Annotated in this window: 20 protein-coding genes; 11 read left to right on the top strand and 9 right to left on the bottom strand. The window is 63.9% G+C overall.

What is annotated here, in order from left to right; genetic code table 11:
* Positions 1 to 117 precede the first annotated feature (117 nt).
* On the bottom strand, positions 118 to 1,617 hold the full coding sequence (locus tag ACVIN2_RS19050) for a caspase family protein (protein WP_456766713.1): 1,500 nt from the start codon (positions 1,615 to 1,617) through the stop codon (positions 118 to 120).
* A gap of 374 nt (positions 1,618 to 1,991) precedes the next feature.
* Here ACVIN2_RS19050 and ACVIN2_RS19045 point away from each other — a divergent pair, with 374 nt between their 5' ends.
* Positions 1,992 to 2,798: an N-acyl homoserine lactonase family protein gene (locus ACVIN2_RS19045; RefSeq protein WP_456766712.1), complete on the top strand. Its 807-nt coding sequence runs from the start codon at positions 1,992 to 1,994 to the stop codon at positions 2,796 to 2,798.
* Here the strand turns inward: ACVIN2_RS19045 and ACVIN2_RS19040 are convergent, their stop codons facing one another.
* Complete coding sequence (locus tag ACVIN2_RS19040; protein WP_456766711.1) at positions 2,799 to 3,341, bottom strand: MarR family winged helix-turn-helix transcriptional regulator; 543 nt, start codon at positions 3,339 to 3,341, stop codon at positions 2,799 to 2,801.
* Between the two features lie 110 nt (positions 3,342 to 3,451).
* On the opposite strand from ACVIN2_RS19040, the gene ACVIN2_RS19035 reads away from it, so the two are divergent.
* From ACVIN2_RS19035 to fahA, 5 genes are all read left to right on the top strand, one after another.
* Positions 3,452 to 5,092: an FAD-dependent oxidoreductase gene (locus ACVIN2_RS19035; RefSeq protein WP_456766710.1), complete on the top strand. Its 1,641-nt coding sequence runs from the start codon at positions 3,452 to 3,454 to the stop codon at positions 5,090 to 5,092.
* 13 nt (positions 5,093 to 5,105) lie between these two features.
* Positions 5,106 to 5,333: a DUF2783 domain-containing protein gene (locus ACVIN2_RS19030; RefSeq protein ID WP_456766709.1), complete on the top strand. Its 228-nt coding sequence runs from the start codon at positions 5,106 to 5,108 to the stop codon at positions 5,331 to 5,333.
* A 19-nt stretch (positions 5,334 to 5,352) separates the two neighbouring features.
* Entirely contained in the window at positions 5,353 to 6,315 is a 963-nt protein-coding gene (locus ACVIN2_RS19025) for an MBL fold metallo-hydrolase (protein WP_456766708.1), read from the top strand.
* Entirely contained in the window at positions 6,312 to 7,658 is a 1,347-nt protein-coding gene (hmgA, locus tag ACVIN2_RS19020; RefSeq protein ID WP_456766707.1) for a homogentisate 1,2-dioxygenase, read from the top strand. The genes ACVIN2_RS19025 and hmgA overlap by 4 nt, the downstream gene beginning before the upstream one ends.
* A 175-nt stretch (positions 7,659 to 7,833) precedes the next feature.
* The gene (fahA, locus tag ACVIN2_RS19015) at positions 7,834 to 9,108 is read left to right on the top strand and encodes a fumarylacetoacetase (RefSeq protein WP_456766706.1); all 1,275 of its coding nucleotides are present in this window, start codon (positions 7,834 to 7,836) and stop codon (positions 9,106 to 9,108) included.
* Between the two features lie 117 nt (positions 9,109 to 9,225).
* Here fahA and ACVIN2_RS19010 read toward each other — a convergent pair whose 3' ends face one another.
* Positions 9,226 to 9,537 carry a DUF1272 domain-containing protein gene (locus ACVIN2_RS19010; protein ID WP_456766705.1) on the bottom strand — a complete coding sequence of 104 codons (312 nt, stop codon included), beginning with the start codon at positions 9,535 to 9,537 and terminating at the stop codon, positions 9,226 to 9,228.
* Between the two features lie 74 nt (positions 9,538 to 9,611).
* Positions 9,612 to 10,091, bottom strand: coding sequence for an Lrp/AsnC family transcriptional regulator (locus ACVIN2_RS19005; RefSeq protein WP_456766704.1), 480 nt, complete (start codon positions 10,089 to 10,091; stop codon positions 9,612 to 9,614).
* Positions 10,092 to 10,212: 121 nt separating this feature from the next.
* Between ACVIN2_RS19005 and hppD the strand changes: the two genes are divergently transcribed.
* A complete protein-coding gene (hppD, locus tag ACVIN2_RS19000) occupies positions 10,213 to 11,328 on the top strand; it encodes a 4-hydroxyphenylpyruvate dioxygenase (protein WP_456766703.1) in 1,116 nt (371 codons plus the stop codon).
* 198 nt (positions 11,329 to 11,526) lie between these two features.
* Here hppD and ACVIN2_RS18995 read toward each other — a convergent pair whose 3' ends face one another.
* The 4 genes from ACVIN2_RS18995 to ACVIN2_RS18980 all read right to left on the bottom strand — a co-directional run bounded on the left by ACVIN2_RS18995 (position 11,527) and on the right by ACVIN2_RS18980 (position 16,574).
* A complete protein-coding gene (locus ACVIN2_RS18995; RefSeq protein WP_456766702.1) occupies positions 11,527 to 12,639 on the bottom strand; it encodes a CaiB/BaiF CoA transferase family protein in 1,113 nt (370 codons plus the stop codon).
* 209 nt (positions 12,640 to 12,848) lie between these two features.
* Positions 12,849 to 13,649, bottom strand: a complete 801-nt coding sequence (locus ACVIN2_RS18990; RefSeq protein ID WP_456766701.1) for an FAD binding domain-containing protein — start codon at positions 13,647 to 13,649, stop codon at positions 12,849 to 12,851.
* Positions 13,650 to 13,662: 13 nt separating this feature from the next.
* Positions 13,663 to 16,005 carry a xanthine dehydrogenase family protein molybdopterin-binding subunit gene (locus tag ACVIN2_RS18985; RefSeq protein ID WP_456766700.1) on the bottom strand — a complete coding sequence of 781 codons (2,343 nt, stop codon included), beginning with the start codon at positions 16,003 to 16,005 and terminating at the stop codon, positions 13,663 to 13,665.
* An 83-nt stretch (positions 16,006 to 16,088) separates the two neighbouring features.
* On the bottom strand, positions 16,089 to 16,574 hold the full coding sequence (locus tag ACVIN2_RS18980) for a (2Fe-2S)-binding protein (protein WP_456766699.1): 486 nt from the start codon (positions 16,572 to 16,574) through the stop codon (positions 16,089 to 16,091).
* A 342-nt stretch (positions 16,575 to 16,916) separates the two neighbouring features.
* Between ACVIN2_RS18980 and ACVIN2_RS18975 the strand changes: the two genes are divergently transcribed.
* Together ACVIN2_RS18975 and ACVIN2_RS18970 are read left to right on the top strand one after the other, a co-directional pair.
* Positions 16,917 to 18,956 (top strand): methyl-accepting chemotaxis protein, encoded by a 2,040-nt coding sequence (locus ACVIN2_RS18975; protein WP_456766698.1) that lies wholly within the window; start codon positions 16,917 to 16,919, stop codon positions 18,954 to 18,956.
* Positions 18,957 to 19,223: 267 nt separating this feature from the next.
* On the top strand, positions 19,224 to 21,257 hold the full coding sequence (locus ACVIN2_RS18970; RefSeq protein ID WP_456766697.1) for a methyl-accepting chemotaxis protein: 2,034 nt from the start codon (positions 19,224 to 19,226) through the stop codon (positions 21,255 to 21,257).
* A 178-nt stretch (positions 21,258 to 21,435) separates the two neighbouring features.
* Here the strand turns inward: ACVIN2_RS18970 and ACVIN2_RS18965 are convergent, their stop codons facing one another.
* Positions 21,436 to 21,792: a DUF3175 domain-containing protein gene (locus tag ACVIN2_RS18965; protein ID WP_456766696.1), complete on the bottom strand. Its 357-nt coding sequence runs from the start codon at positions 21,790 to 21,792 to the stop codon at positions 21,436 to 21,438.
* Positions 21,793 to 21,974: 182 nt separating this feature from the next.
* Between ACVIN2_RS18965 and ACVIN2_RS18960 the strand changes: the two genes are divergently transcribed.
* Both ACVIN2_RS18960 and otsB read left to right on the top strand, forming a co-directional pair.
* Complete coding sequence (locus tag ACVIN2_RS18960) at positions 21,975 to 23,462, top strand: MFS transporter (RefSeq protein WP_456766695.1); 1,488 nt, start codon at positions 21,975 to 21,977, stop codon at positions 23,460 to 23,462.
* Between the two features lie 3 nt (positions 23,463 to 23,465).
* On the top strand, positions 23,466 to 24,287 hold the full coding sequence (otsB, locus tag ACVIN2_RS18955; protein WP_456766694.1) for a trehalose-phosphatase: 822 nt from the start codon (positions 23,466 to 23,468) through the stop codon (positions 24,285 to 24,287).
* Positions 24,288 to 24,409 lie beyond the last annotated feature (122 nt).

The following is a 24,409-nucleotide window of genomic DNA, read 5'->3' as shown; positions in this document are numbered from 1 at the left end:
CGCGGTTCGAAAATCCTGCAGTAAGCCGCCCCGAAAAGGCGGGCGGCGGCATCCGTTCAATTAGTCTTCGCCGGGCCGTCGCGGGTTCGAGGCACATCGGCCCCGATTTAAAAAATATCAACGCACTCCGTAGCTTGCGAATTCCTGAACAATGTTCGGGTCCATCGCCTTGGCATTGGCGATGTCGAGCGCACCTTCCTGCGCCGAGCCGTTGCGCTGCTTGGCGATCCCGCGTCCGAACAGCGAGGAGGTCAGGCGCGGATTGATCCTCAGGGCGGCCTCGAAATCGGCGATGGCGTTCTTCACCGCCCCCGATTTCAGATTGACGAGCCCCCGGCTGTCCAGCGCGTCGACGAAGTTCGGCCGCAGCCGCAGGGCCTCGTTGCAATCCTTCAGCGCGCCCTGGAGGTCGCCGACCACAGTGCGGGTCCAGCAGCGGTTGTTCAGCGCCTCGACGTCCTTCGGGTTGATCCGGAGCGTCTCGTCAAAATCCTTGATGGCCAGGCTGTAGGCGCCCTTGCTGGCATAGACCTGACCGCGCCGGTAAAGCGCGTTCACGTCATCCGGATTAGCCGCGATCTTGGCGGTTAGCCCCTTGATGGTGGGATCCTCGGCTAGGACGGCCGCACTCGGCCCGCTTTCCATGCTCGGAGCGGTGACGGGATCAGCCGGTAGCACAGGCGGTGGTGGCGGCGGCGGTGCCGGCGGCAAGGCAGCCTCGACCTGCGGCTTCGGTGACGGAGCCGGTGCTGCCACTGTGTCGGCCGGTTTCGGCGGCGGAGGCGCGGGCGGGGCCGGCGGCGGGTTGTTGGCGACGACCGGCGGCGGCGCGGGTGGCGGGGTCGTTGTCGGGCGCGACCCGCCGGCCCCTGGAATGAACGAGAAATCCTCGGCCAGTGAAGAGGAGATCCACGGCACCTGCTCGCCCCGGGAGGCACGGGTGACGCCCATCTTGGTGCGGTTCAGCGTCTCCTCGGCCATCAGGTCAGGGACGCGGATTTCCTTGAGGAGTTCCTGGACGAACAGGCTGTGCTCGCCGCCGGCGTCCGAGACCACCGAGGCCAGCGCCGCCGAATACATCACCAGCGTGCCGTTCGGCGCGATGACGGGGGTCAGGCCGGCCGAGAAGCTGCGGAACCGGCGCTCGAACGGATTGCGCCTGGAGGCGTCGACCAGCGCGATCTTGACGCCGGCGCCGCGGGTGTTGAGCTCGCCGAGCACGGTTTCGAGGCTGATGCCGTCGCGCCGCACGTCGGATTCGGTCCAGATCTGCGCATCGATCGGCAGCAAATAGCTCTGCCGCGCGGACTGGATGCCGAAGCCGCTGAAGAACACCAGTGCCACCGACCCCGGCTTGATCTTGCCGTAGAGCTTGTCGAAAGCACGGCGCATGCCGTCACCGGTCAGGTTCTCACCGGTCTCGACGGAAAAGCCGTCGCGCTTGAGCTCGTCGGCGACGTCGCGCGCGTCGTTGAGCGGTTCCTTCAGGGGAGCGTCGGCGTCCGGGTATTTGGCGTTGCCGATGACCAGCGCAAAGCGATCGCCGGCCGCAAGTGACGGAGCGGTCGGGATGAGCGACACGAGCAAGGACAGAACGAAAAACAAGCGAATTTTCATAATTAGCGCGATCCAGCCAAAAAGGCGCCGTTTCCAGCTTGCGCCGCGGCGACCTTAACTTACGCAATGTGCATTATCAAACCGGGGAAGGAGGGCGTCAACCGCTTGCGGATTCGGCGCTATCGCGACAATTGACCGCGACGCATGGGCATATTGCAGGGGGAATAAACGGGCGGTCACGATTGCACACGATGCATTCTGGTTGTCATTGCGGCTGCACATTAGGGCAGCCATGGCGACAACAATGTGATTGGTCTCACATTGCGGACGGGCCTCCTTCGCAACCTCAGGTGTTTGACCTTTGCGGTGGACGATGGCTTGTTGCGGTCGATCGCCCCTGAAGGTGCGTCCACAAAAAGAGCAAGATCAAAACCATGGGAAACGCCTACGAAATCTACGCCCTGCGCTACGCGACGATGTCGCCCCGCACGCCCCACATGAACTTCCTCGCGCCCGACCCGCATGACAGCGCGGCGCAGGATCTCGACTATTTCGTCTGGCTGATCCGCGGCAACGGTCGCGACATCCTGGTCGATACCGGCTTCAATGCCGAGGAAGCGTCCACGCGGGCCCGCAAGCTGACACTCAACCCGGTCGACGCGCTGGAGCGCTTTGGTGTCGCGGCAGCGGGCATTCGCGACATCATCGTGACGCATCTGCATTACGACCACGCCGGCAATCTGGACCGCTTCCCGAACGCGCGCTTCCATATCCAGGAGCGCGAGATGGCCTACGCGACGGGGCGCTGCATGTGCAACGGACTGCTGCGACATCCGTTCTCGGTCGAGCACGTCACCCAGATGGTCCGCCATGTCTATGGCGAGCGCGTCAATTTCTATTCCGGCGACGGCGAGGTCGCGCCCGGCGTCACCGTGCACCGTGTCGGCGGCCATTCCGACGGCTTGCAGGTGGTGAGGGTCGAGACCGCGCGCGGCCCCGTGGTGCTGGCGTCCGATGCCGCGCATTATTACGCCAATCTCCAGCGCCGGAGCCCATTCCCGATCGTCTACAATGTCGGCGACATGGCGGTTGGGTGGGAGACGATCGAGCGCCTCGCCGGCCATCCTGACCGGTTCATTCCCGGCCACGACCCGATCGTGACCGAGATCTATCCGCGCGCCAGCGGCGAGGGCGATGTCTGGGCCCTGCATTTGCCGCCGTCGCGATCGTTTGCAAAATGATCAATACGCCTGCTTGGCGTCGGCCTCTTCACTGGTCTGGATCAAATCGAGGCTCTGTTCGATCTTGCCGAGCAGCGTCGACAGCTGTTTGCGCTCCTGCGCGGAGAGGCAGGCGAGGATCTCGTCTTCCCGCCGCAGCAATTGCGGAAACAGCTCCTCGTAGAGCGTGCGGCCTTTCCTCGTCAGTCGCAGGCGGAATTCGCGGCGGTCGGCTTCGTTCTCGACGCGCTCGATCAAACCTTGTTGCAGCAACATGGTCACCGCGCGGCTGATGGTGGATTTGTGCGTGCGGGTGCATTGCGCGACGTACTGCGCGCTGCAGGCATCGTTGCGGAAGCCGAGCGTCGCGATCACGCGCCAGGCCGGGATGTCGAGGCCGTGACGTTCCTGATACTCGACCGCGAGTGCGGAACTCACCTCCGCGGCGAGCCGGTTGAGGCGGAACGGCACGAACCTGAACAGGTCGAGCCGTGTTTTTGGCCGCGGTGAAGCCTCATCGGCCTCGCGTGTCTTCAGCGCGATGTCGCTGGTTGTCCTCGCCAAGGAGAGCGCTCCGAATTCCAGTTGACGGCCGGCCGGCTCCGGTCCAAAATAGTTGCACGTGAGACTATCTAGCAGATCAGGCCTCTCCTGACCAGAGCCGAGGTTAGCGCATGGCGAAGGCCAATCCGCATCAGGCCAAAACCCAGTTCGGCTATCGCCGCCACCCCGATCAGGATCGTCCCGGCCCGAGCGCGGCCGAGCATCCCGTGGTGGTCGTCGGCGCGGGCCCGGTCGGGCTGTCGCTGGCGATCGACCTTGCCCAGCGCGGCCAGCGCGTCGTCCTTCTCGATGATGCCGATCGCATCGGAGAGGGCTCTCGCGCGATCTGCTTCTCGAAACGGTCGCTGGAATATTGGGACCGGCTCGGCGTCGGCGACCGTATGGTCGACAAGGGCGTAGTCTGGAGCGTCGGCCGCATCTTCCACGGCGAGCAGCAGCTCTACCAGTTCAATCTGCTGCCGGACGACGGTCACAAGCGGCCGGCCTTCATCAATCTCCAGCAATATTACGCCGAAGCCTATCTGGTCGACCGCATCAGCGAGCTGCCCGAGATCAATTTGCGCTGGCGCAACAAGGTGACGGCGCTGGAGCGCCGCAACGGTTCCGTCGCGCTGACGATCGAGACGCCGGAGGGCGCCTATCGCCTGCACGCGCAATATGTCGTCGCCTGCGACGGCGCGCGCTCCTCGCTGCGGCAGATGGTGGGTGCCGACTTCGCGGGACAGGTATTCGAGGATCAATTCCTGATCGCCGACGTCAAGATGACCGCGGAATTCCCGACCGAACGCTGGTTCTGGTTCGACCCGCCGTTTCATGCGGGGCGTTCGGCCCTGTTGCACCGGCAACCGGACGATGTCTGGCGCATCGACCTTCAGCTCAATCGCTATGCCGACCCCGTCGTCGAGAAGAAGCCCGAGAACGTGCGGCCGCGGATTGCGCGCATGCTCGGCCATGACAAGTTCGAGTTCGAGTGGATATCACTCTACAAATTCCAGTGCCGGCGGATGGATCGCTTCGTCCATGGCCGCGTGATCTTTGCAGGCGATTCCGCGCACCAGGTCTCGCCCTTCGGCGCGCGCGGCGCCAATTCGGGACTCGAGGACGCCGAAAACCTCTCCTGGAAGCTCGACCGCGTGCTGCGCGGCGCCTCACCCGCGAGCCTGCTCGAGAGCTATCACGTCGAACGCAGCCTGGCTGCCGACGAGAACATCCGCGAATCCACCCGCTCGACCGATTTCATGGCACCGAACTCGCATCAGGAAGCGCGGCTGCGCAAGGCGGTGCTGTCGCTGGCCAAGGAAACGGAGTTCGGCAAGCGCATGGTCAATGGCGGGCGGCTCTCGGTGCCGTGCAGCTATGACTCGCCGCTGTCATCGCCCGATGCGGAGGCGTGGAGCGCTGGCCCGCTCCCGGGTTGTTCGATGCTCGATGCTCCCGTTACGACGCCCGCGGGCGAACAAGCCTATTTGACCGATGCGTTCCGCAAGGGCGGAACGGACTTCACCTTGCTGTCGTTCAGCAATGGCGCGGTGATCGAGGCGCCCGAAGGCGTGAAGGATATCCGCATCGGCGGTGAGGGCGGGCTCGCAGATCCGGCGGGGCTCACCGCAAAGCGCTATGACGCGGAGCCCGGCTCAGCCTACTTACTCAGGCCGGACGGCTATGTCGCGGCGCGCTTCCGCCACCCCACGCGCGCGGGCGTCGCGGCGGCGCTGTCGCGGGCCCAAGGCGTGAATTCAGGATTGGCTTGAATTGAGGATTCGCATGCCGCTCTCGACCAGCTCCAATTTCGTGCGGCCCGACGACGCCTTTCGCGCCATCGTGGAGGCGCATCGGGGCTTCACCGACGAGCAAAGCGCCGATTTCGATGCGGCGCTGGTGCTGATCCTTGCCAACCATATCGGCGATATCGACGTGCTGCGAGAGGCGATCCTGCTCGCCAAGCGGCGCATGATCGACGGCCAGCAGCAGCAGCAGCAACAACAGCAATAATGTCCAAAGGAACGAACTGATGGCGAAGAATTTCGCATCCACCGGCGACCTCTCCGAGAAGAATATTACCTTCTCCGAGATTGGCACCGATCTCTACGCCTTCACCGCGGAGGGCGATCCGAACACCGCGATCATCGTCGGCGACGACGGCTGCCTGGTGTTCGACGCGCAATCGACGCCGGCGATGGCCAACAAGGTGATCGAGCGCGTGCGTACCGTCACCGACAAGCCGATCAAATATGTCGTGCTGTCGCATTATCACGCCGTGCGCGTGCTCGGTGCCTCCGCCTACAAGGCGCAGGGCATCGTCGCCTCGCAGGAGACCCATCGGCTGATCGAGGAGCGTGGCCAGCAGGATTGGGATTCTGAGTACGGCCGCTTCCCGCGCCTGTTTCAGGACGCATCGAGCATTCCCGGCCTGACCTGGCCGACTCTGACCTTCGAAGGCGAGATGTCGATCTATCTCGGCAAGCGCGAGGTGCGCCTGATGCAGCTTGGCGCTGGCCACACCTCCGGCGACATCGTCGCCTGGGTGCCGGATGCCGAAGTCATGTTTTCCGGCGACCTGATCGAATACCATTCGGCCTGCTATTGCGGCGACGCGCATTTGCGCGAATGGCCGCTGACGCTGAACGAAATCCGCAACTTCAATCCCAAGGCGATCGCGCCGGGCCGCGGCGATGCGCTCAAAGGTGTCGCCACCGTGCGCGAAGCCATTGCGATGACGCGCGACTTCGTCACCTCGCTCTATGGCGCCGCTGAAATCTCGGTCGCCAAGGGCCGCACGCTGAAGCAATCGATGGCAGCGACGCGCGAGGTCATGGATCCGAAATTTTCGAGCTTCGCCATCTACGAGCACTGTCTGCCGTTCAACGTGTCGCGTGCCTATGACGAGGCGTCGGGAATCGACGATCCCGTGATCTGGACCGACAAGCGCGACCAGGAGATGTGGGCGGCCCTGCAAGGAGGAGGATCATCATGAACATCAATACCTCGCCCGATCAGATCATTCGCAGCACGGCCCAGGTCACGCCGGGCTACATGTCCGGCTTCGGCAACAGTTTTGAAACCGAAGCGCTGCCGGGCGCGCTGCCGATCGGGCGCAACTCGCCGCAGCGCTGTGCCTACGGCCTCTATGCCGAGCAGCTTTCCGGCTCGCCCTTCACTGCGCCGCGCGGCAGCAACGAGCGCTCCTGGCTCTATCGTATTCGCCCGTCAGTGAAACATTCGGGTCGCTTCGAGAAGGCCGACGGCGGCCTGTGGCGCTCGGCACCGTGCCATGAAAACGATCTGCCGATCGCGCAATTGCGCTGGGACCCGGCGCCGATCCCGAAGGAGGACATGACGTTCCTTCAGGGCGTGCAGACCATGACGACCGCGGGTGACGTCAACACCCAGTCCGGCATGGCCGCGCATGTTTATCTCATTACCAAGTCGATGGTGGACCAGCACTTCTACAATGCCGACGGCGAGCTGATGTTCGTGCTGCAGCAGGGCAATCTTCGCATCGTCACCGAGTTCGGCCGCATCGATGCCGAGCCCGGCGAGATCGTGGTGATCCCACGCGGCGTCAAGTTCCGGGTCGAGATTCCGAACGGACCGGCGCGCGGCTATCTCTGCGAAAACTACGGCGGCGCCTTCACGCTGCCGGAGCGCGGACCGATCGGCGCCAACTGCCTCGCCAACGCCCGCGACTTCCTGACGCCGGTCGCGCATTACGAGGACAAGGACACGCCGACCGAGCTGTTCGTGAAATGGGGCGGATCGTTGTTCAAGACCACACTGCCGCACTCGCCGATCGACGTCGTCGCCTGGCACGGCAATTACGCGCCGTACAAATATGATCTGCGCAGCTTCTCGCCGGTCGGTGCGATCGGCTTCGATCATCCCGATCCCTCGATCTTCACGGTGCTGACCTCGCCGTCGGAGACCGCAGGCACGGCGAACATCGATTTCGTGATCTTCCCCGAGCGCTGGATGGTCGCCGACAACACCTTCCGCCCGCCGTGGTATCACATGAACATCATGAGCGAGTTCATGGGCCTGATCTACGGCGTCTACGACGCCAAGCCGCAGGGCTTCGTGCCGGGCGGCATGAGCCTGCACAATTGCATGCTGCCGCACGGCCCCGATCGCGATGCCTTCGAGCACGCCAGCAACGGCGAGCTGAAGCCGGTGAAGCTGACCGGCACCATGGCTTTCATGTTCGAGACCCGCTACGCGCAACGCGTCACCGCGCACGCCGCGAATTCTGCGACGTTGCAGGACGACTACGCGGATTGCTGGAAGGGCCTGGAAAAGAGGTTCGATCCGAGCAAGCCGTGACGTTCCTCCCCTCTCCCCTTGTGGGAGAGGGTGGCTCGCCGCGCAGCGGCGAGACGGGTGAGGGGTTCTATCCGCGCGTGAACCTCTCTCCTTTGGACTCGCGAACACCCCTCATCCGGCGCTTCGCGCCACCTTCTCCCGCAAGGGGAGAAGGAAAAAAGAACCGAGCGAAAAAGTGACAACCCATCCCAACGACCCCAGCCTCCGCTCCTTCATCGACGTCGATCCCGCCTCCGACTTTCCGATCCAGAACCTGCCTTACGGCGTGTTCTCGACCGCGGCCAATCCGACACCGCGCGTCGGCGTGGCGATCGGCAATTATGTGCTCGATCTCTGGGAGCTCGAGCAGGATTCGCGGCTGGATGTCGGGCCGCTTGGTGTGTTCTCGGCGCCGTCGCTCAATGCTTTCATGGCGCTGGGGCCGAAGGTCTGGACGAAGACGCGGGCGCGGATCAGCGAGCTGCTGCGCCACGATCATCCAGAACTGCGCGACAACGAGGAGCTGCGCAAGCAGGCTCTGGTGCCGATGCGCGATGCGAAATTGCATCTGCCATTCGCAGTCTCCGGCTACACCGATTTCTATTCGTCCAAGGAACACGCCACCAATGTCGGCGTGATGTTCCGCGGCAAGGACAACGCGCTGCAGCCGAACTGGCTGCATATGCCGATCGCCTACAACGGCCGTGCCTCGACCGTCGTGGTCTCCGGCACCAAGGTGAAGCGGCCGCGCGGGCAGCTCAAGCCGCCCAATGTGGAGGCGCCGAGCTTCGGACCGTGCAAGCGGCTCGATTTCGAGCTGGAGATGGGCGTCGTGGTCGGGCAGCCCTCAGCCATGGGCGGGATGCTCACGGAGCAGCAGGCCGAGGAGATGATCTTCGGCTTCGTGCTACTCAACGACTGGAGCGCGCGCGATATCCAGCAATGGGAATATGTGCCGCTCGGCCCGTTCCTCGCCAAGGCATTCGCGACCTCGATCAGCCCGTGGGTGGTGACGCGCGAGGCGCTGGAGCCGTTTCGCCTGAGCGGGCCGGAGCAGGAGCCGGTGCCGCTCGATTACCTCAAGCAGGGCAAGCCGCAGAACTACGAGCTTGAGCTCGACGTCTCCTTGCGCGCTGCCGGCGCCAACGCGCCTGTCGGCATCAGCCGCACCAATTTCAAGTACATGTACTGGTCCTCGGTGCAGCAGCTGATGCACCACGCCTCCTCCGGCTGCGCCATGAATGTCGGCGACCTCCTCGGCAGCGGCACCATTTCCGGCCCGGAGAAGAACCAGCGCGGCAGCCTGTTGGAGATCAGCTGGAACGGCACCGAGCCGGTCGAATTGCCCGGCGGCATCAAGCGGACATTCCTGCAAGACGGCGACAGCCTCGTCATGCGCGGCTGGTGTCAGGGCGAGGGCTATCGCGTCGGTTTTGGTGAGGTCGAAGGGACGATTCTGGCGGCGGAGTAGTGCGCTCCACACTCGGTCTTGTAGGGTGGGCAAAGGCGCATCAGCGCCGTGCCCACCATTCCTCTCCGCGATCGCGGTAGCGTGGTGGGCACGCTTCGCTTTGCCCACCCTACGAAGTCAGCGCCTTTCATGCGGTACATCCTTGACCCGCGCGCAATGCGCCGCGACGTCCTCCAGGCTGTACTTCAGATGCACCCGCTTGTCCGACGGCGCCTGCTTGGTCGTGCATACGCCTGGTCGCCATTCCTGCGTTGGTCGTATCGGTCGCGGGGCAAAACCGCCGCCGCAGTTCGGGCAGACGTTGGATAGTTTCGTCTCCACGCAATCCGCACAGAACGTGCATTCATAGGAGCAGATCCGCGCATCGGTTGCGTTCGGCGGCAGGTCGCGGTCGCAATATTCGCAATTCGGTCGAAGCTGGAGGGCCATGGCTCAGTCTCCGCAGATTGGCCGGGATCATCGCAGATCGCACGCGCAGCGCGAATGCCGGATTTCCCTCGATTTCAGCCGGGTTTGATTTCTTTCAGCGGCAGACGCGTGCTTTCCTTCAGCCGGTCGAGCACGATCGATGAGCGCACATGCGCCACGCTCTGGTGCGGCATCAGCACGTCGTTGACGAGATTGGAGAGACCCTTCAGGTCGCGCAGCACGGCTTTCAGCACATAGTCAGCGTCGCCCGTGAGCGAATAGGCCTCCTGGATCTCGTCGATTCGATTGACCAGCGTTCGGAAGCGCTTTGCATTGTCCGGTGAGTGGGTTGCCAGCGTCACCTGGATGAAGGCGACCACGCCGAAGCCCAGCGCCTCGCTGGAGAGATCGGCGTGATAGCCGGATATCACCTTCTCCTCTTCCAGCCGCATCCGCCGGCGCGAGCATTGCGAGGCCGACAGCCCCGCGAGATCGGCCAGTTCCTGGTTGGTGAGGCGGCCGTCGTCCTGAAGCGCGCCCAGGATCTTGAGGTCGAAGGCATCCACTAAAGTCATGCGCAATTGTCCGGTTTTATGCACAGATCGTGCGCAAGATAACCAAATGACATCCCATTTGCACGCTCATTGCAGGCGCCATGAAGGATAGTTCCTCCCAGCAGCAATTTGGGAGAGCGCCATGGGTCCGTTTCCGCACGATGCACCGCCGGCCACGATCAGTGCCGACAATCCGATGGGCACCGACGGGTTCGAATTCGTCGAATATGCGCATCCCGATCCGGAACAGCTGCACGCCCTGTTCAAGCTGATGGGCTATGCGCCTGTCGCGCGCCACAAAACGAAGAAGATCACCGTCTATCGCCAGGGCGACATCAATTATCTCGTCAACGAGGAGCCCGGCACCCAGGGTCACGATTTCGTCGCCGCGCACGGCCCCTGTGCGCCGTCGATGGGGTTTCGCGTCGTCGATGCCAAGAAGGCCTATGACCGCGCGATTTCGCTCGGCGCCGAATCTGCGGATGTGTCGTCCGCTCAGAAGACGCTCGACGTCCCCGCGATCAAGGGCATCGGCGGCAGCCTGCTCTATTTCGTCGATCGCTACGGTGCCAAGGGTTCGGCCTATGACGGCGAGTTCGAATGGCTCGGCGCGCGCGATCCGCGTCCCGCCGGCGCCGGCCTGTTCTATCTCGATCACCTCACCCACAACGTCCATCGCGGCCGCATGGACGTGTGGACCGGCTTCTACGAAAAACTCTTCAATTTCCGCCAGATCCGCTTCTTCGACATCGAGGGCCGCGCCTCGGGCCTGTTCTCGCGCGCGCTGACAAGCCCCGACGGCAAGATCCGGATTCCGATCAACGAGGACGCCGGCGATTCCGGCCAGATCGAGGAATATCTCAATATCTATCGCGGCGAGGGCATCCAGCACATCGCCTGCGGCTGCCGAGATATCTATCGCACCATCGAGGACTTGCGCGAAGCGGGCCTGCCCTTCATGCCGGCGCCGCCAAACACCTATTTTGAGCGGATCGACGCGCGGTTGCCGAAGCATGGCGAGGACCTCGCGCGCCTGCAGAAGAACGGCATCCTGATCGACGGCGAGGGTGTCGTCGAGGGCGGCCAGACCAAAGTGCTGCTGCAGATCTTCTCGGCCAACGCGATCGGCCCGATCTTCTTCGAGTTCATCCAGCGCAAGGGCGACGACGGTTTCGGCGAGGGCAATTTCAAGGCGCTGTTCGAATCGATCGAGGAGGACCAGATCCGGCGTGGGGTGTTGAAGGTGGACGCGGCGTAGGCGTGCTACCTTAAGGCACGCCGCGACGTCAAAAGCAGCCGTCGTCCTGGCGAAAGCCAGGACCCATTACCCCAGGGAGCGGTTGTTGGGCGAGCTGGTAGCTCCGGGTCTTCGTCAAACCACGTTTGGTGGCTATGGGTCCTGGCTTTCGCCAGGACGACGGCGGAGTGTGGTGCGGCAGCGGATATCTTGCAGCTCTTAACGCTCCGCCTTCCACGCCTTCGTCACCGCGCCGATCTCCGCCACTTCCGGCTCGCGCACAGCCGATGGCGTCCGCGAAAAGCGCGGCGCCGGCGCCGGCTGCTTCACGCCGTGGCGCTCGAGGAAGACGTTGCGGGCGACCATGTGCGGATGCTCGGTCGCTTCCGACATGGTCAGCACCGGCGCAAAGCAGATGTCGGTGCCTTCCATGATCTTGCACCAGTCCTCGCGCGTCTTGCTCTTGAACACCGTCTTCAGTTTTTCCTTCAGCGCGGGCCAGGCCTTGCGGTCCATCTGCGCGTCGAAATCGGCGTCGGTCAGACCGGCGTGCTCGCGCAGCAGCGCGTAGAATTGCGGCTCGATCGAGCCGATCGAGACGAAATGGCCGCAGGCGCATTCGTAGACGCCGTAGAAATGCGCGCCGCCGTCGAGGAAGTTCTCGTTGCGGCCTTCGGTCCAGCGGCCGAGCGTGGTCATGTCGAAGAAGAACGACATCAGCGATGCCGCGCCGTCGCACATCGCGGCGTCGACGACCTGCCCCTTGCCTGACCGCGAGGCCTCCAGCAACGCCGCAAGCACGCCGACGACGAGGTAGAGCGCGCCGCCGCCGAAATCGCCGACGAGGTTGAGCGGTGGCACCGGCGCTTCCTTCGTGCCGATCGCGGCGAGCGCGCCGGTGATGGAGATGTAGTTGATGTCGTGGCCGGCGGCATTGGCGAGCGGGCCTTGCTGGCCCCAGCCGGTCATGCGGCCGTAGACCAGCTTTGGATTGCGCGCGAGCACCACGTCAGGCCCGAGGCCGAGCCGCTCCATCACGCCGGGACGAAAACCCTCGACCAGCGCGTCGGCATTCGCAAGCAGATCGAGCACCTCTGCGATCGCTGCCTTGTCCTTGAGGTCGAGCTCGACCACCTTGCGGCCGCGGCCTGCGACCGACTTCATGTTCTTCCTGGCGCCGACCCGATCGAGCGTGACGATTTCGGCGCCCATGTCGGCCAGCATCATGCAGGCGAACGGACCGGGTCCGATGCCGGCGAACTCGACGATGCGGAAGCCCGACAGTGGGCCGGAGGTGCGGACGGAGGAGTTTTGGGCTGATTGATCGAGCACGTGTTTGTTTCCTCGGATCCAGGCGCATATTGCCGATGGTCGGCAAGCGCCAGGGCGTTCCTCTGCAGGGCGAGTTAATTGACTGATTAACTTTTCTCGCCTTCACGCTAGTGAGGCAAGCGGTTTTCATGTCGCGTGGCTAAAATAAAACGGCGCGCACCGAAGTGCGCGCCGCGGAAAATTTGCGTCGAGGCGCTAAGGCGCGATGATCAGCGTGCGGCAGCCACCGCGCGCTGCGCCATCACCTTGACGAGGTTGGCGCGGTACTCCGCCGTGCCGTGGATGTCGGCCAGCAGATTGCTCGCCGAAATGCTCACGCCGTCGATCGCCGACGGCGACCAATTCGCCTTCAGCGCTGTTTCGATGGCGGGGACCCGCATCACGCCGCTTTGCGAGGCGCCGGTGGCGGCCACCCGAATCTCGCCGGACTTCGTCTGCGCGACGAACACGCCGGTTAGCGCGAAGCGAGACGCGGGGTGGCGCATCTTTTCGTAGCCTGCCTTCGCCGGAACCGGGAACGACACGGCGGTGATAAGCTCGCCGTCCTCCAGCGCTGTCGTGAACATGCCCTGGAAGAAGTCATCCGCCGTGATCGACCGCTTGTTGGTCTTCACGGTGGCGCCGAGCGCGAGCAGCGCGGCGGGAAAATCCGCGGCAGGATCGTTGTTGGCGATCGAGCCGCCGATCGTGCCGCGATAGCGCACGGCGGGGTCGCCGAGCACCGAGGTGAGATAGGCGATTGCGGGAATCGCCTTCTTCACGTCGGGATTCTGCATGATGTCGAAATAGGTCGTGCCGGCCTTGATGGTCAGTACGTCGCCCGAGAGCTCGACGCCCTGCAGCTCCTTGATCTTGCCGAGGTCGATGACGTCGGTCGGGCTGGCGAGGCGCTGCTTCATCACCGGCAGCAGCGTCTGGCCGCCGGCGAGGAACTTTGCTTCGCTGCTCTTGGAGAACAGGGCGACGGCTTCGTCAACCGAGGACGCGCGATGATAAACGGTCTGGTACATCTTCGTTCCTCCCTTAAGCCGCGTGGATCGTGCGCCACACCCTGTCAGGGGTTGCGGGCATTTCCAGATTGTTCTTGCCGATCGCATCCGTGATCGCATTGATCACAGCCGCTGACGCCCCGATCGCGCCGGCCTCGCCGCAACCCTTGATGCCGAGCGGATTGCCCGGGCACAGCGTCGTGGTGTGGGAGAGCTTGAACGAGGGAACGTCGTCGGCGCGCGGCATGGCGTAGTCCATGAACGAGGCCGTGACCGGCTGCCCGCTGGCATCGTAGATCGCGTGCTCGAGCAACGCTTGTCCGATGCCTTGCACCAGACCGCCATGGACCTGGCCTTCGACGATCATCGGGTTGATCAGCCGGCCGAAATCGTCGGCCGCGACGAAGTTGACGAAAGACGTCTTGCCGGTGCCGGGATCGACCTCGAGCTCGCAGATATAGGTGCCGGCCGGGAAGGTGAAGTTGGTCGGGTCATAGAAGGCGCTCTCCTTCAGGCCCGGCTCCATCCCGTCAGGCAGATTGTGCGCGGTGTAGGCTGCGAGCGCGACCATCGGGAAGGCGATCGCCTTGTCGGTCCCGGCCACCTTGAACTCGCCGTTCTCGATGACGATGTCGCCTTCCGAGGCTTCCAGCGCGTGCGCGGCGATCTTCTTGGCCTTGGATTCCATCTTCTCCATCGCCTTCAGGATCGCGGTGAGGCCGACGGCCGCCGAGCGCGAGCCGTAGGTGCCCATGCCGAACTGCACCTTGTCGGTGTCGCCATGGACGATCGAGACCTGGCTGATGGGAACCCCTAAGCGCTCCGCAACGAGCTGGCAGAACGTGGTCTCGTGACCCTGGCCGTGGCTGTGTGATCCCGTTAGGACCTCGATGGTGCCGACCGGGTTGACGCGGACTTCGGCGGATTCCCAAAGACCGACGCCGGCGCCCAGGCTGCCGACGGCCTTCGACGGCGCGATGCCGCAGGCCTCGATGTAGCAGGACACGCCAATGCCGCGCAGCTTGCCGTCGGCCTTCGCCTTGGCTTTGCGTCCGGCAAAGCCGGCATAGTCGATCGCCTTCATCGCGGCGTCGAGCGAGGCGTTAAAGTCGCCGGTGTCATAAGCCATGATCACTGGCGTCTGGTGCGGGAACTGGGTGATGAAGTTGGTCCGGCGCAGCGCGGCCGGATCGACCTTCAACTGCCGCGCCGCCGTCTCCATCAGACGTTCGATCAGATAGCTCGCCTCGGGGCGGCCGGCGCCGCGATAGGCGTCGACCGGCGTGGTGTTGGTGTAGACCCCGACCACCTCGGCATGAATCGCCGGGATGTTGTACTGGCCCGACAGCAGCGTCGCGTAGAGATAGGTCGGCACCGAGGACGAGAACAGCGACATGTAAGCGCCGAAATTGGCGTAGGTCTTCACCTTCAACCCGGTGATCTTGTTGTTGGCGTCGAATGCCATCTCGGCATGGGTGACGTGGTCGCGGCCATGCGCATCGGTGAGGAAGGCTTCGGTGCGGTCGCCGGTCCATTTGACGGGACGTCCGACTTTCTTCGAGGCCCACAGCGCCACCATTTCTTCGGGGTAGATGAAGATCTTGGAGCCGAAGCCGCCGCCGACGTCGGGCGCGATCACGCGCAGTTTATGCTCGGGTGCGATGTTGTAGAACGCCGACAGCACCAAGCGGGCGACGTGCGGATTCTGCGACGTCGTGTAGAGCGTGAAGTGCTCTTCCGCGGAATCGTAATCGGCGATCGCGGCGCGGGGCTCCATTGCGTTCGGCGCGAGGCGGTTGTTGGTGACGTCGAGCTTCACCACGTTGGCGGCCTTGGCGAAGGCGGCATCGGTGGCGCCCTCGTCGCCGATCACCCAGTCATAGACCTGGTTGCCGGGAGCTTCGGGATGCAGCTGCGGCGCGCCGGACTTGATCGCGGCGTGGACGTCGGCGACCGCGGGCAGCTCTTCGTAGTTCACGACCACGGCTTCGGCCGCGTCGCGTGCGAGATTTTTGGTCTCGGCGATCACGACTGCGACGGCCTGACCGACGAAGCGCACCGTCTCCGGCGCCATCGCCGGCCATGCGCCCATCTTCATCGGGCTGCCGTCCTTGGAGGTGATGGCCCAGCCGCAGATGAGATTGCCGACCTTGTCGTCGACGATCTCCTGTCCCGTCAGCACCGCGACCACGCCCGGCATCTTCAGCGCGGCGGAGGAATCGATTCCCTTCACCTTGGCGTGCGCGTGCGGGCTGCGGATGAAATGGGCATGGGTCATGCCCTGCAATTTGATGTCGTCGACGTAGCGGCCCTTGCCGGTAATGAAACGCTTGTCTTCCTTGCGCACGACGCTCGCGCCAATGCCTTCAACACCCATGTCTGGTCCTCCCGACCGGAATTTGTCTTGACCGCGCTTTCCCTCGAAAGCAGCGGCCATCGTTCTTGTTCGAGGCGGGCCGCTTACTCGGCCGCCTGCGAGACCTTCATGCGGCCTGCCGCATCCAGCACGGCTTTGACGATGTTGTGGTAGCCGGTGCAGCGGCAGATATTGCCTTCGAGCTCGTGGCGGACGGTGGCCTCGTCGAGCTGGCCACCATGGCGGTGCACGATATCGATCGCCGACATGATCATGCCCGGCGTACAATAGCCGCACTGCAGACCGTGATTGTCGCGGAAAGCCGCCTGCATCGGGTGCAGCTCGTCGCCCTTGGCGATGCCTTCGATCGTGGTGATGCTGGCGCCGTCGGCCTGTCCCGCCAGCATGGTGCAGGATTTGATCGCCTTGCCGTCCATGTGGACGACGCAGGCGCCACACTGGCTGGTGTCGCAGCCGACATGGGTTCCGGTGAGGTTGAGGTGGTCGCGCAGCAGCTGAACCAGCAGCGTGCGATCCTCGACGTCAACGGCAACGGCTTTGCCGTTCACCGTCAGTTTGACTGTAGACACGGTTGAAGTCCTCCCGGGGTCGATTTTGATTGTTTCTAATTAGAGACAGCGACCCGGAACTTTGCAACTACGATTTTGGTCGCCCGCGTCATGGAAAAGTCATTGATTCAGAATGGCCAGCACTGATTGAGGAGGCCGAGTCGACCGGATCGGGCGCGGCGCCGGGCCGCGGCTGGGATGCCAGCCTCTATGTGTCTAAGGGGTCCGCCTTGGCCGAAAGAGCCTGAAAATCTGCGGGCGCACCGAATTTACCGCCCCTTATCGATTCTGCCTTAGTTTTGCGCAGCCAGGTCAGGGGGCGGGGCGCCACCGGATCTCGGCTGAATGAAAATGGGGGTGGGAATGTCCGGGCGTATCGCGTCGTCGTCGAAGCGCACAATAATGCCGACCCTCAGGTTCCGCGCCAAGATCATTCTGGGCTTTGCCGCCGTACTGGTGATCTCCGCCGGCAGCATGGCTTTCTCCTATTTTGGTTTCGAGCGGGTCTCGTCCGGGGTCGGATCCTACCGCAGCAGCGTCACCGAGGCCGATCTCGCCCGTAATATCGACCGGGAGCTGCTCGCCTATCGCTCGGCCGTCAAATATTTCGTCGTCACCGGCAAGGAGGACGACGCCAAGACAGCGCTGGACGCGGAGACCGGCCTGAAGGGCGCCATCGACCAGGCGGTCAAGAGCGCCAAGAAGCCGGCGCGCCAGGAGAGCCTGGGCAAGCTCGCCAAGGAGTTCTCCAACTTCTCCGCGACCTTCGCAAAAGTCCTCCAGGCCAAGCGCGACAGCGCGCTGCTGGTGCAGAACCAGCTCCTGCGCAATGCCAACCTCCTGAAATACAAGCTCGACGACATCGGCAATAACGCTTCCGACTCCGAGGCGCAGGCGATCGAGTTCGGGACCAAGCAGGTCAATGCCCAATTCCAGACCGCGAGCGCGGCGGCGACCAATTTCGTGCTGACGTCCGACCAGGCGATCGCGACCAGCGCGCTGGCGCGGCTGAAATTCGTCGAGAACTCGCTCAACGCGGTCTATTCCATGGACGACAAGATCGTCGCCGGCCTGAAGGACGCCAGGGGATTGCTCGGTGCCTATCGGGAATCGCTGGAGAAGCTTATCGCCAATGCCAAAATGATCGACGATCTCGTCACCGAGATGAGCGGCTCGGCCGGCGCGATCCTTCAGGGCGCCACCGCCATGAAGGCGGACCTCGTTGCCGAACAGCAGCGGCTGGAGTCCGAATCGGAAGCGACCATCGGGAAGACCGAGCAACTGGTGCTGATGCTGGCCGTCGGCGGCACGCTGCTCGGCGCGGTCCTCGCTTTCCTGCTCGGCACCGGCATTTCGCGTCCGATGATCGCGATGTGCAAGGCGATGCGCGAGCTTGCCTCGGGCAATTTCGAGGTCGTGCTGCCAGGCCTGGGCCGCAAGGATGAGATCGGCGAGATGGCCGGCGCGGTCGAGGAATTCAAGGTGCAGGCCGTGGCCAAGGCCGAGCGCGATGCCGCCGCCAACGAAGCTCAGAACAAGGAAGCGAGCGCTGCTCGCCGTTCCGAGCTGATTCGGTTCGCCGACGATTTCGAGAGCGCGGTCGGTGCCATCGTCTCCAACGTCTCGGCCTCCGCCGTGCAGCTGGAATCGGCGGCTTCGACGCTGACCCGCACCGCCGAGACCACGCAGAGCCTGTCGAGCCAGGTCGCCGACGTCTCCGAGCAGGCCTCCAGCAACATGCAATCGGTCGCGACCGCGACCGAAGAGCTTTCGGCCTCGGTCGAGGAGATCGGCCGCCAGGTCCGCGATTCCAACCGCATTGCCGAAGCTGCCGTGGTGCAGGCCAAGGAGACCGATAACCGCATCGGCAAGCTCTCGCATGCCGCCCAGCAAATCGGCGAAGTGGTCAAGCTCATCACGGCGATCGCCGAGCAGACCAATCTTCTGGCGCTCAACGCGACCATCGAGGCGGCGCGCGCCGGCGAAGCCGGCCGCGGCTTTGCAGTTGTCGCCAGCGAAGTGAAGTCGCTCGCGAGCCAGACCGCGAAGGCCACCGACGAGATCTCCTCGCACATCACGGGCATGCAAGGCGCCACCGCCGAGTCGGTTGCGGCGATCAAGGAGATCGGCGCGACCATCGGCCAGATCTCGTCGATCTCGACATCGATTGCGAGCGCGGTGGAGCAGCAAGGCGCAGCGACCCAGGAAATCGCGCGCAGCGTCCAGACCGTCGCACAGGGCACTCAGACCGCCGCCACCGACATCGGCCAGGTCAACCGCGGCGCCGCCGAGACCGGCTCGGCCTCGGAAGAGGTGCTGCACTCGGCCAAGACACTGTCGTCCGAAAGCACCCGCCTGCGTGCCGAGCTCGACCGCTTCATGGGCAATATCCGGGCGGCGTAGGGGCATTCCCGCCAATGTCGTCCTGGCGAAAGCCAGGACCCATTCCCCAAGGCGGAGTTGCCGGGCGAACCGCTAACTCCGAGTCGTCCTCAACTGCTCGCTGGGGTAGCGCTTGTCCAGGACGACGAGACCTGCGTCACCTAACCGCCGGTTGCGGCGCCACAAATTTACCGCCGCTTATCCTTTGCCATTTACCGTGCTCACGCGTCAGGAAGCGGGCTGCTTCCGGGCTGCGCCTGGTTTTCCGCGAATGGAATGGGGTGGGGAATGCCCGTCAAGTCGAAGCCGACCACATCGAAGCTGCTCACCTTGCGTTTTCGCGCAAAAATTATCCTCGGCTTCGTGGCGGTGCTCGCCATCCTCGCCGTCAGCATGGCTTTCGCCTATTACGGCTTCGAGCGGATCCAGGCCGCCGTGGCCTCCTACCGCTCCAGCGTCGCCGAAGCGGACCTTGCGCGGACGGTCGATCGCGAGCTGATCGCCTACCAGGGGTTGGCGCGGGCCTACACGCTGACCGGCGCGGCGGATGACGAGACCGCCGCGAAAGCGGCCGAAGAGAATTTGAGGGCTGCGATCGCCAAGTCTGCGGCGGCCACCACGGGCGCCACGCGCCGGGAGCAGGTCGGCCGGCTTGAGGTCGACTTCAAGAGCTTCACCAAGGTGTTCGGCGAGATCATCACGTTGACGCGCGAGAACGGCAAGATCGCGACGGACGAGCTCAACAGCGTCGGCAACAAGATCCGCTTCAAGTTCGACGATCTTGCCGATACCGCGGCATTGGCGGGCCTGAACTCGGTTCAGGGCACGGCCAAGGACATCACATCGCAATACCTTGCGGTTTCCACTTCGGTCAGCGCCTTCGTCGCCAAGCCGGAGCCGAAGACCGCCGACGGCGTGACCGCCCGCATCAAGTTCCTGGAGACGTTGCTGGTCTCGATCTATGCCAACGACCAGAAGATCACCGACCGCGTCACCGAGATCAGCAATCTCTTGAAGCAGTACCGCACCTCCTTTTCGAAGCTGACCGAGAACGTGAAGGTCATCGTCAAGCTGAACGGCGAGATGACCAAAACGGCTGCGTCCATTCTCAAGCTCTCGGGTGAGCTGCGGTCGGAGCTGACGGCGGATCAGCAGCGCATCGAGGTGAGCGCCAATGCCACCATCAGCGAGACCGAGCGGACGATGCTGATGATGGCGCTCGGCGGCCTCGCCATTGGCGCCGCGTTGGCCTGGATGCTGGGCAATGGCATTTCGCGTCCGATGATCGCGATGTGCAAGGCGATGCGCGAGCTTGCCTCGGGCAATTTCGACGTGGTGCTGCCGGGCCTGGGCCGCAAGGACGAGATCGGCGAGATGGCCGGCGCGGTAGAAGAATTCAAGGTGCAGGCCGTGGCCAAGGCCGAGCGCGACGCCGCCGCCAACGAACTCCAGAACAGGGAGCAGGCCGCAAGCCGCCGCTCTGAGCTGATTCGTTTCGCCGACGATTTCGAGAGCGCGGTCGGTGCCATCGTCTCCAACGTCTCGGCTTCCGCCGTGCAGCTGGAATCGGCGGCCTCGACGCTGACCCGTACCGCCGAGACCACGCAGAGCCTGTCGAGCCAGGTCGCCGATGTCTCCGAGCAGGCCTCCAGCAACATGCAGTCGGTCGCGACTGCGACGGAAGAGCTCTCGGCCTCGGTCGAGGAGATCGGCCGCCAGGTCCGCGATTCCAGCCGCATTGCCGAAGCTGCCGTGGTGCAGGCAAAGGAGACCGATAACCGCATCGGCAAGCTCTCGCATGCCGCCCAGCAGATCGGCGAAGTGGTCAAGCTCATCACGGCGATCGCCGAGCAGACCAATCTTCTGGCGCTCAACGCGACCATCGAGGCGGCGCGCGCCGGCGAAGCCGGCCGCGGCTTTGCAGTTGTCGCCAGCGAAGTGAAGTCGCTCGCGAGCCAGACCGCAAAGGCCACCGACGAGATCTCCTCGCACATCACGGGCATGCAAGGGGCCACCGCCGAGTCGGTTGCGGCGATCAAGGAGATCGGCGCGACCATCGGCCAGATCTCGTCGATCTCGACATCGATCGCAAGCGCAGTGGAGCAGCAAGGCGCAGCGACACAGGAAATCGCGCGCAGCGTCCAGACCGTCGCACAGGGCACTCAGACCGCCGCCACCGACATCGGCCAGGTCAACCGCGGCGCCGCCGAGACCGGCTCGGCTTCGGAAGAGGTGCTGCATTCGGCCAAGACACTGTCGTCCGAAAGCACCCGTCTGCGCGCCGAGCTCGACCGCTTCATGGGCAATATCCGGGCGGCGTAAGCGCTCGACCTTCGCGCCACGCACTCTGCCGTCGTCCTGGCGAAAGCCAGGACCCATTATCCGAAGTAGCAGTTATCGGGCGACTGCTAACTCCGAGTCATCGCCAAATTGCTCCCTGGGGTGATGGGTCCTGGATCGGCGCTCCGCTCCGCTGCGCTTGTCCAGGACGACGTGGCACTCACTCCCTCCCGAATGCCCGCTTCAGCTCCACCTTTGCCCGCTCCAGCTGCGTGCGCTGCGTCTGCGGCAGCGTCTTGCCGGCGCGGTTGATGTAGAACGTCAGCATCGACAGCGCCGAGCGGTAGGCGCCGGTCTTGCGACGCGCGCTGTGCTCGGCCGAGCGCTTCAACGAAGCCGCGATTTTCTTCGCGCTGGTCAGCTTGAACACGCCTTGTTTGAGGTCGAGCGCGTCGCTCTCCTTCGTCACGCGCTGTGACCAGCGCTTCGGTGCGGCGCGTTTGGTGCTCTTGCGCGCCGCTGTTTTGCGAGCATGTGTCGTCTTTCTCAAATGTGTCGTCTTTCTGGCATGAGCCATGCGTCAACTCCTTGCGGCTCCACCGAAAACCAGCGCCGCGAGCGGTCGTTCCTGCGGGAACCTGCCCTCGCCGCAGACGTTGTCGCAGGTGGCAGGCGGAATGCCGCACCCCCTTGATCGGATCGCCCCCGTCCACGCCATGTGAACCGGGGCCATGTCCATTGGTCAGATGCAACAACGCGATGGAATTGCAGCGAAGCCCAGCGCCGAACGATGGACCTGTGGTCTCCACGGCGCACGCGGCCGATCGCATTATCGAAACCAGCATTCCCGCACGGCTTGACGCGCTGCCGTGGAGCGGGTTTCACACCCGCGTCGTGCTCGCGCTCGGCATCACCTGGATTCTGGATGGTCTCGAGGTGACGTTGGCCGGCGCGCTCTCCGGCGCGTTGAAGCAAAGCCCCTCGCTGCATTTCTCCAATCTCGATCTCGGCGTTGCCAATTCCGCCTATCTCGCGGGTGCTGTGCTCGGCGCGCTCGGTTTCGGCTGGCTCACCGACCGCATCGGCCGCAAGAAGCTGTTCTTCATCACGCTCGCGCTTTATCTCTCGGCAACGGCCGCGACCGCTCTGTCATGGAATGTCGCGAGCTACGCGCTGTTTCGCTTCCTCACCGGCGCCGGCATCGGCGGCGAATATACCGCGATCAATTCGACCATCCAGGAATTGGTGCCGGCGCGCTATCGCGGCTGGACCGATCTCATCATCAACGGCAGCTTCTGGATCGGTGCCGCGATGGGCGCCGTGGCTGCCATCGTGCTGCTCGATCCCGCGGTGATCGGCCCCGATCTTGGCTGGCGCCTCGCTTATCTCATCGGCGCGGCCATCGGCCTCGTCGTGCTCTTGATGCGGATGTGGATTCCGGAGAGTCCGCGCTGGCTGATGATCCACGGCCGTCCCGACCAGGCCCACGCCATCGTCGACGAGATCGAGCGCTCGGTGCTCGGACACGACCAGGACATGAGCGACGGGCGCTTCGCCAAGATCCGCCTGAAAATGCGGAGTCACACGCCGATCCGCGAGGTCGTGCACACGCTGTTCTCGGTCTACCGCCAGCGGGCGATGGTCGGCCTCGTGCTGATGATCGCGCAGGCTTTCTTCTACAACGCCATCTTCTTCACCTTTGCGCTGGTGTTGACCGATTTTTACGGCATTAGCGCCGATCATGTCGGCTGGTATCTGCTCCCCTTCGCCGCCGGCAATTTTCTCGGTCCGCTGCTGCTCGGTCGCCTGTTCGATACGCTCGGCCGCCGCACCATGATCATGTTTACCTATGGGACGTCGGGCCTGTTGCTGGCGCTGTCGGGTTATCTGTTCTCGATCGGCGCCTTGAGCGCGCAGGGGCAGACCATCGCCTGGATGGTGATCTTCTTCTTTGCCTCGCCCGCCGCGAGCGCAGCCTACCTCACCGTCAGCGAGACTTTTCCCTTGGAGGTCCGCGCGCTGGCGATCGCCGTATTCTATGCGGTCGGCACCGGCATCGGCGGCGTGATCGGCCCCGCGTTGTTCGGTGCGCTGATCGACACGGGATCACGCACGAGCGTATTCGCAGGCTATTTACTGGGGGCATTCCTGATGATCGCGGCCGCGATCGTGGCGTGGCGCTATGCCATCTCGGCGGAACGCAGATCGCTCGAAGAAATCGCGCGGCCGCTTGCTTCCATGGAGTAGACTATGAAATCGGAACTGGCTGAATTGGATCAAAAGCGCACCATGGTCGACGATGAAGCGCCCGATGCGGTGCCGGTGCCTCACGCACTCGTGCCGCATCTCAATGAAACAGCGATCCTGCTCGACATCGACGGGACGCTGCTCGACCTGATGCCGACGCCGCGTGAGGTGTGGGTGCCGCCAGGCCTGTCGGAAACGCTGAACCGGCTGACGGAGCGCACCTCGGGCGCGCTGGCGATGGTCAGCGGCCGTTCTCTCAACGACATCGACCTGATCTTCGCGCCCGATGTCTTTCGCGCCGTCGCCGGCCACGGCGCGGAGATGCGGCTTTCGGTGGACAACGAAGCCGATGCCGTCAGTGCGCCGCCACTGGACAAGGAGCTGAAGCGGCGGCTCGCGGCGGTCGCCAAGCTCAGTCCAGGCATTCTGCTCGAAGACAAGGGCTATTCGTTGGCGCTGCATTATCGCCTTGCGCCGCATGCGGAGAAAGCGATCTATGAATCCGTTTCGCTGATCCGCGCCGACCTGCCCAACGCGCCGATCGAGGTGCTGCCCGGCAAGTTCGTTTGCGAGATCAAGCATTCCGGTTTCACCAAAGCGACCGGCGTGCGCGAGTTGATGAAGCACGAGCCTTTCAAGGGACGCCGTCCGATCTTCATCGGCGATGACGTGACCGACGAAACCGTGTTCGCGATCATGCCCGACATGAACGGGCTTGCCTTCTCGGTCGGCCGCCGCGCCATGGGTGTCAACGGGCACTTCGATGCCCCGAATGATGTGCGCACGTTCCTTGCGCGGCTGCTCGACGACTCAAGGTTGGAATAAGGCGCCGACATCTCGGAGCCACATATTACGCGCGTAATTCCCCCGCGCGTCCGCTTCATGCTGCGCGTGCCACGGTTCCAAAACCCACTTTGTGTAGCGAAATCGTCGGGTTGCCTTGAGGT

Source organism: Bradyrhizobium sp. USDA 3650, from assembly GCF_054057395.1.
Note: the sequence above shows the minus strand (reverse complement) of the source record. Positions and strands in the feature narration are given on the sequence as shown.